The following is a 6,027-nucleotide window of genomic DNA, read 5'->3' as shown; positions in this document are numbered from 1 at the left end:
CATTCTTCACCGCCCCAATTAAAAACCCGACGGTCCCCGTAACACCCCCGGGCAACCCCGCCCCGGGGCACACCTGCGGGGCGCCGCCCCGGCCCCCCCCCCCCCCCGGCCCCCCGCTCGCCGCCGTGTGCCGTCGCTCCGCCGTTCCCCCCATGGGCGGCGGTGGCGGGCTTCCCCCGCGGCCGGTCTCCCCCCGGCCCGCTCCGCCGCCCCGTGCCGGCGGTGCGGGCGCCGTGACCGGCCCCTTCGCGGATCTCCTCCGCCGCCACCCCCGTGGCCTGTGCGGCCGGCGGGACGGAAGGATCCGCCACCCGGGCGGGCCGGCGCCCGACGCGCCGCCCTCCCGGTGCCCCTACTCTCTCGTCCCCGCAGGTCGGAGGACATCCGCTGAGGTACTCAACCGCGGATCTGAGTATCCGTACTCAGTCCCCGGCCGCCGGAACCGGCGCGTGTCCGCTCGGCGTCCCGGTCCCCGGTACGGTACGGCGGGGCCGGGCGGAACCGGAACCCTGTCGACGAGGAGGGGGAGGCCATGACGATCCTGCCGTTGATCTTCACCAGCGGACTGGCCAGCGGCATCAACGCGTACGCGGTGGTGCTGCTGCTCGGGCTGCTGGGCCGGTTCGCCGACGCGGAGTCGGTGCCGCACGCGCTGGAGCGCACGGACGTGCTGATCGCCGCCGCGGTGCTGTTCGCGATGGAGGCGGTGGCGGACAAGATCCCGTACGTGGACAGCGTCTGGGACGTCGTGCACACCGTGATCCGGCCGATCGCCGGTGCCACCGTCGGCGTGCTGATCGCGAGCAACGACCCGGGCTCGCTCAGCGAGGTCGCGGCCGGTGCGATGGGCGGCACCACGGCGCTGGTCAGCCACCTGGTCAAGGCCTCACTGCGGATGGCCGTCAACACCTCCCCCGAGCCGGCCAGCAACATCGTGGTCAGCATGGCGGAGGACCTCTCGGTGGCCGGCCTGGTCACCCTGGCGATCTTCCACCCCTGGCTGGCCGCCTCGATCGCCGCCGTGGTGCTGGCCGTCGGCCTGCTGCTGGTCTGGCTGGCGATCAGCAAGATCCGCGCCTTCCGGGCCCGCCGCCGCGAGCGCAAGGCCGCCCGCGCCGCGCAGGGCGCGTACGCCCGGCAGCCGGGGGCCTGACGCCGGGCCCTAGGATCAGTGGCCATGGCACGGATCGTCATCATCGGCGCAGGAATGAGCGGGCTCGCGGCGGCCTCCCGGCTGGCGACCCTCGGCCACCGGGTGACGGTCTGCGAGGCCAGCGGCACGTACGGGGGCATGGTCGGCCGCTACGAGCGGGACGGCTTCGCGTTCGACACCGGGCCCGGGCTGCTCGCCCTCCCCGCCGTCTACCGGGACCTCGCGCTGAAGACCGGCAAGGAGCCGCTGGAGCAGCTGGTCGAGCTGGCCCCGGTCGACCCGGAGAGCCGGCACCTCTTCCCCGACGGCACCGCCGTCACCCTGCCCAACGCCTCCCGCGGCGGCGTCAGCCAGGCCCTGGACGCGGCCTTCGGCGCCGGCTCCGGTGCCCGCTGGAGCGCGGTGATGAACCACGGCCGGACGGTCTGGGAGGCCACCCGCCGCCCGCTGCTCGAGGAGCCGCTCCCGGCCGACCGGGCGTTCCTGGGCACCGACCCGTACCCCGTCCCGCCGCGCACCGGCCTGGCCCGGCTGCGCCGTGCCGCGCCGTGGACGCTCCACGACGTGGCGGCGCGCCAACTGGACGGGCACCCCGGGCTGACCGCCCTGCTGTTCGAGTCCGCGGTCCGGTACGGCTTCGTACCTGACCGGGCCCCCGCGGGGGCCACCGTGCTGCCGTACATGGAGCAGTCCTTCGGCGTCTGGTACGTCCGGGGCGGCCTGCGCGCCCTGGCGGAGGCGGTGTTCCGGCGCTGCGAGCTGCGCAGGGTCGGGTTCCGCTTCGACACGCCCGTCACCCGGGTCGTGGTCGAGGACGGCCGGGCGCGCGGCGTCGAGACCGCGGACGGACGGATCGACGCGGACCTGGTGCTCTCCGCGATGGACGCCGGCGCGCTGTTCGGCGGCGGCCTCGCCGAGTGGCCCGGGAAGCCCGCCGCGGCCTGGCAGCCGTCCGGGGCGCCCGGCCGGTTCAGCGTGCTGCTCGCCCTGCGCGGCCCCCGCCCGGAGGGCACCGCGCACCGCACGGTGGTGCACGCGGCCGACCTCGCCGCCGAGGAGCGCGCCCTAGCCCTCGACGCCCCGCTCTGCGAGCGCCCCGCCGTCCAGGTGCTGCGCCCGGACGACCCGTCGCTGCGCCCCGACGACGCGCACGAGAGCGTGGTGCTGACCGCGACCGTCCCGCCCCAGGGCGCCGTCGACTGGACCGCTCCCGGCGTCGCCGACCGCTACGCCGACCGGCTGCTCGCCCACGTCGACGCGGCCGGCCTGGGTCTGCGCGAGCGGGTGCTGTGGCGGGTCGTGCGCACCCCGGAGGACACCCGCCGCGAGACCGGCGCCCTCGGCGGCTCGGTCGCCCTGCCGGTCCTCGCCGGAGCCGACGGCGACTGGCTGAAGGCCGCCAACGAGGCCCCTGTTCCCGGCCTCTACCTCATCGGCGGCACCGCCCACCCCGGCGGCGGCCTCGCCCGCGTCGGGATGTCGGCCTGCATCGCCGCCAACCTGGTCGGACCGGCGTAGGGCCCGCCCGGACGGGTTCTACTGCTGCCAGGTGTTCTGCTGCTGGTAGCCGTAGTTCTGGTCGTACGCCTGCTGCTGCGGGATGCCCTGGGTCTGCGGGTCGGGCTGGGGCTGCCACTGCTGCTGGTGCTGCTGCTGGGCGTTCGGGTCCCAGGCCTGCTGGTGCTGCTGGTAGCCCGCGTACTGGTCCTGCTGCTGGTAGGTGCCGTACGGGTCCTGCTGCTGGCCCTGCTGCTGCGGGTAGGCGCCGTAGGACTGGTCGTAGGCGTAGGCGGACTGTTGCTGGGTCTGCCACTGCTGCTGGTCGTAGCCGCCCTGGTAGGCGCCGGCGTACGGGTCCTGGACCTGCTGCTGCGGCTGCTGCTGCTCGTAGTACGCGGGGGCGTAGATGCCGTCCTGGGCGAGCTCCTGCATCTCGAAGGCGGCGGTCTGCTCGACCTCCGGCACCTCCTCCGACACCGGCGCCGACACCGGCGCCGACTGGAAGTCCGCGGGCTCCTCCACGGCGCTGACCTCGCCGATCCGCTCCTCGGCGACCACGACGGCCGCCACCGCGACCCCGCCGCCGGTGAGGGCGCCGAGCAGCGGCACCTTGGCGAGCGGTCCCGGCAGGCTGCCGTCGGGCTTCCGCAGGGACCAGCCGTTCCGGTAGCCGCGCTTGACCGAGAGCGTGACGAAGGTCTGGCCGAGCGCGAACAGTGCCGCGCCGGCGCCGATCACCACGACCGAGCCGAGGCTCATCCCGGCGGCCACGCCCAGGAAACCGGCCAGGGCCAGGACCCGCCAGTGCAGCGGCGCCCGGTTCTGCAGCAGCACCTCGGCCACCAGCCAGAGCGCCACCAGCGCCAACGCGGCGTACAGCAGCAGGTATCCGATGCCCATCCGCCCGCTACCTCCAGTCGCGTGCCCGCGCGTCCACGCCGCGCGTGTGCGGCGACTGTACCGGTTCAACGGCCGGGGTACCGCATTGCGTTCCCGCCGCACCCGGCACCGGCCGCACACGACCGAGCCCGCCGCCGGCGGTACGGTGACGGGCTCGTGAACGTTCGGCGTCAGCCCGGCAGCAGGCAGCACCACCCGCCGCACCCGACCCCGCCCGCCCGGACCACCCCCGAGCCGGGCCGCAGGCCCTCAACGCTTGTGCAGCCCCAGGTTCTGGTAGATCTCCAGCGTCGCCGTCGAGTGGTTCAGCGTGATGAAGTGCAGACCGGGCGCGCCCTCGGCGAGGAGGCGTTCGGCCATCGCCGTGGCGTGCTCCATGCCGATGGCCCGCAGCGCCGCCGGGTCGTCCACGGCCGCCCGCAGGCGGGCCTCCAGGTCCGGGGGGAAGGCCGAGCCGCTGAGCTGCGGGAAGCGCTCCAGCTGCTTGGCGTTGGTGACCGGCATGATCTCCGGGATGATCGGCGTCTCGCAGCCGGCGGCGGTCACCCGGTCGCGCAGCCGCAGGTAGTCGTCGACCTCGAAGAACATCTGGGTGATGGCGTAGTCGGCCCCGGAGCGGATCTTCGCCACGAAGTGCCGGATGTCGTCGTCCCAGTCGGTCGAGCGCGGGTGCATGTTCGGCGAGGCCGCGACGCCGACGCAGAAGTCGCCGATGCCCTTGATCAGCTCCACCAGCTCGTAGGCGTAGGTGACGCCCTCGGGGTGCTTGACCCACTCGCCCATCGGGTCGCCGGGCGGGTCGCCCCGGACCGCGAGGACGTTCCGCACGCCCTGGTCGGCGTACTGCCCGATGATGTTGCGCAGCTCCGCGACCGAGTGGTCGACGGCGGTCAGGTGGGCGACCGGGGTCAGTGTGGTCTCGGTGGCGATCCGGCCGACCATGTTGACGGTGCGCTCGCGCGAGGAGCCGCCCGCGCCGTACGTCATGCAGACGAAGTTCGGGTCCAGCGGCTCGAGTCGCCGGATGGCGTCCCAGAGCTTCTGCTCGCCGACCTCGCTGCGCGGCGGCATGAACTCGAAGGAGAAGGAGCGCTTGCCGGCCGCCAGGAGCTCGCGGACCGTCAGTGCGCGATCCGTTCTCGTGGAGGCGATTCCGAGTGCCATGCTGGCAGGCTATCCGGCTGCCGAGGAGGCCGGACAACCCGATTCCACCCATTGAGACGATTGATGGACGACGCTCCGCTTCGATCCGGACGGCTGTGCGGAGCCGCTCGCACGCCCGTTCCCAGCCGCCCCGCTACGCTTGCTGCACCCCAGAGAACCAGCGGAGCCCCATCGTGACCTCGTCCAGCAACCGGTCGGCCAACCCCATTGACGTGGAGGACGTCCGCACACGCGTCAACGCCGCGCTCGCCGCGTTCATGGACGGCCAGTCCGCGCTGCTCGGCAAGATCTCGCCCCAGCTGGCCCCCGCCTCCGACGCGCTGCGCGACTTCCTGCTGGACGGCGGCAAGCGGCTGCGCCCGGCCTTCTGCTACTGGGGCTGGCGCGCCGCCGGCGGCCCATCCGACCGGAGCAACGGGGCCGACGGGATCGCCAACGCGGCCGCCGCCCTCGAGCTGCTCCAGGCGAGCGCCCTGGTGCACGACGACCTGATGGACCGCAGCGACACCCGCCGCGGCCTGCCCTCGATCCACCGCCGCTTCGAGGCGCTGCACCGCGACAGCGGCTGGCGCGGCGACCGCGAGCAGTACGGCGCCTCGGCCGCGGTGCTGCTCGGCGACCTGCTGCTGATCTGGTGCGACGAACTCTTCCTGCGCTCGGGCCTGGAGCCGGCCGCCGTGCTCGCCGCCAAGCCGGTGTTCGACCTGATGCGCACCGAGGTCATGCTCGGCCAGTACCTGGACGTGCTGGAGCCCGTGGCCGGCGACTCGACGGACGCGGGCGCGCTGGACCGGGCGCAGACCGTACTGCACTACAAGTCCGCGAAGTACACGATCGAGCGTCCGCTGCAGGTCGGCGCGCTGCTGGCCGGGGCCGCGCCGGAACTGGTCGAGGCGCTCGGGGCGTTCGGGCTGCCGCTGGGCGAGGCCTTCCAGCTGCGGGACGACCTGCTCGGCGTCTTCGGGGATCCGGCCGTCACCGGCAAGCCGGCCGGGGACGATCTGCGCGAGGGCAAGCGCACGTTGCTGGTCGCGCACGCGATGCGCGGTCTGCCCGCCGCCGATGCCCGGCACCTGGACGAGCGGCTCGGCGCGCCGGACCTGGCGCCCGAGGAGGTCGCCGGGCTGCGCGAGCTGATCGCCCGCAGCGGCGCGCCCGAGCTGGTGGAGCGCCGGATCGAAGAGCTGATGCGGCAGTCGCTGGCCGCGCTGGAGGCGGCGCCGCTGGTGGACGAGCGGGCCCGCGGAGTGCTGCTGGCGCTGGCCGAGGCCGCCACCGTCCGCAAGTACTGAGGGACGGCGGCGGCCTCC

The 6,027-nt window shown here is 74.4% G+C and carries 5 protein-coding genes; 3 read left to right on the top strand and 2 right to left on the bottom strand.

Features of this window, described 5'->3' with window-relative positions; genetic code table 11:
* Positions 1 to 532 precede the first annotated feature (532 nt).
* Both ACZ3TI_RS07010 and ACZ3TI_RS07005 read left to right on the top strand, forming a co-directional pair.
* Positions 533 to 1,153, top strand: coding sequence for a DUF4126 domain-containing protein (locus ACZ3TI_RS07010; RefSeq protein WP_465724215.1), 621 nt, complete (start codon positions 533 to 535; stop codon positions 1,151 to 1,153).
* Positions 1,154 to 1,177: 24 nt separating this feature from the next.
* A complete protein-coding gene (locus ACZ3TI_RS07005; RefSeq protein WP_465724213.1) occupies positions 1,178 to 2,671 on the top strand; it encodes a phytoene desaturase family protein in 1,494 nt (497 codons plus the stop codon).
* An 18-nt stretch (positions 2,672 to 2,689) separates the two neighbouring features.
* On the opposite strand, the gene ACZ3TI_RS07000 is transcribed toward ACZ3TI_RS07005, so the two are convergent.
* Positions 2,690 to 3,553: a hypothetical protein gene (locus ACZ3TI_RS07000; RefSeq protein WP_465724211.1), complete on the bottom strand. Its 864-nt coding sequence runs from the start codon at positions 3,551 to 3,553 to the stop codon at positions 2,690 to 2,692.
* Positions 3,554 to 3,802: 249 nt separating this feature from the next.
* Positions 3,803 to 4,717, bottom strand: coding sequence for a methylenetetrahydrofolate reductase [NAD(P)H] (gene metF / locus ACZ3TI_RS06995; RefSeq protein WP_465724209.1), 915 nt, complete (start codon positions 4,715 to 4,717; stop codon positions 3,803 to 3,805).
* 173 nt (positions 4,718 to 4,890) lie between these two features.
* Here metF and ACZ3TI_RS06990 point away from each other — a divergent pair, with 173 nt between their 5' ends.
* Positions 4,891 to 6,009, top strand: coding sequence for a polyprenyl synthetase family protein (locus ACZ3TI_RS06990; protein ID WP_465724207.1), 1,119 nt, complete (start codon positions 4,891 to 4,893; stop codon positions 6,007 to 6,009).
* Positions 6,010 to 6,027 lie beyond the last annotated feature (18 nt).

The sequence above is a fragment of the Kitasatospora sp. NPDC023120 genome (assembly GCF_055560835.1).
The sequence above is the reverse complement of the archived record's forward strand: the minus strand, read 5'-3'. Positions and strand labels throughout refer to the sequence as shown.

Coding starts and splice junctions, on each gene's coding strand:
- ACZ3TI_RS07010 (WP_465724215.1), top strand. CDS start 533: ATGACGATCCTGCCGTTGATCTTCACCAGCGGACTGGCCAGCGGCATC.
- ACZ3TI_RS07005 (WP_465724213.1), top strand. CDS start 1,178: ATGGCACGGATCGTCATCATCGGCGCAGGAATGAGCGGGCTCGCGGCG.
- ACZ3TI_RS07000 (WP_465724211.1), bottom strand. CDS start 3,553: ATGGGCATCGGATACCTGCTGCTGTACGCCGCGTTGGCGCTGGTGGCG.
- metF (WP_465724209.1), bottom strand. CDS start 4,717: ATGGCACTCGGAATCGCCTCCACGAGAACGGATCGCGCACTGACGGTC.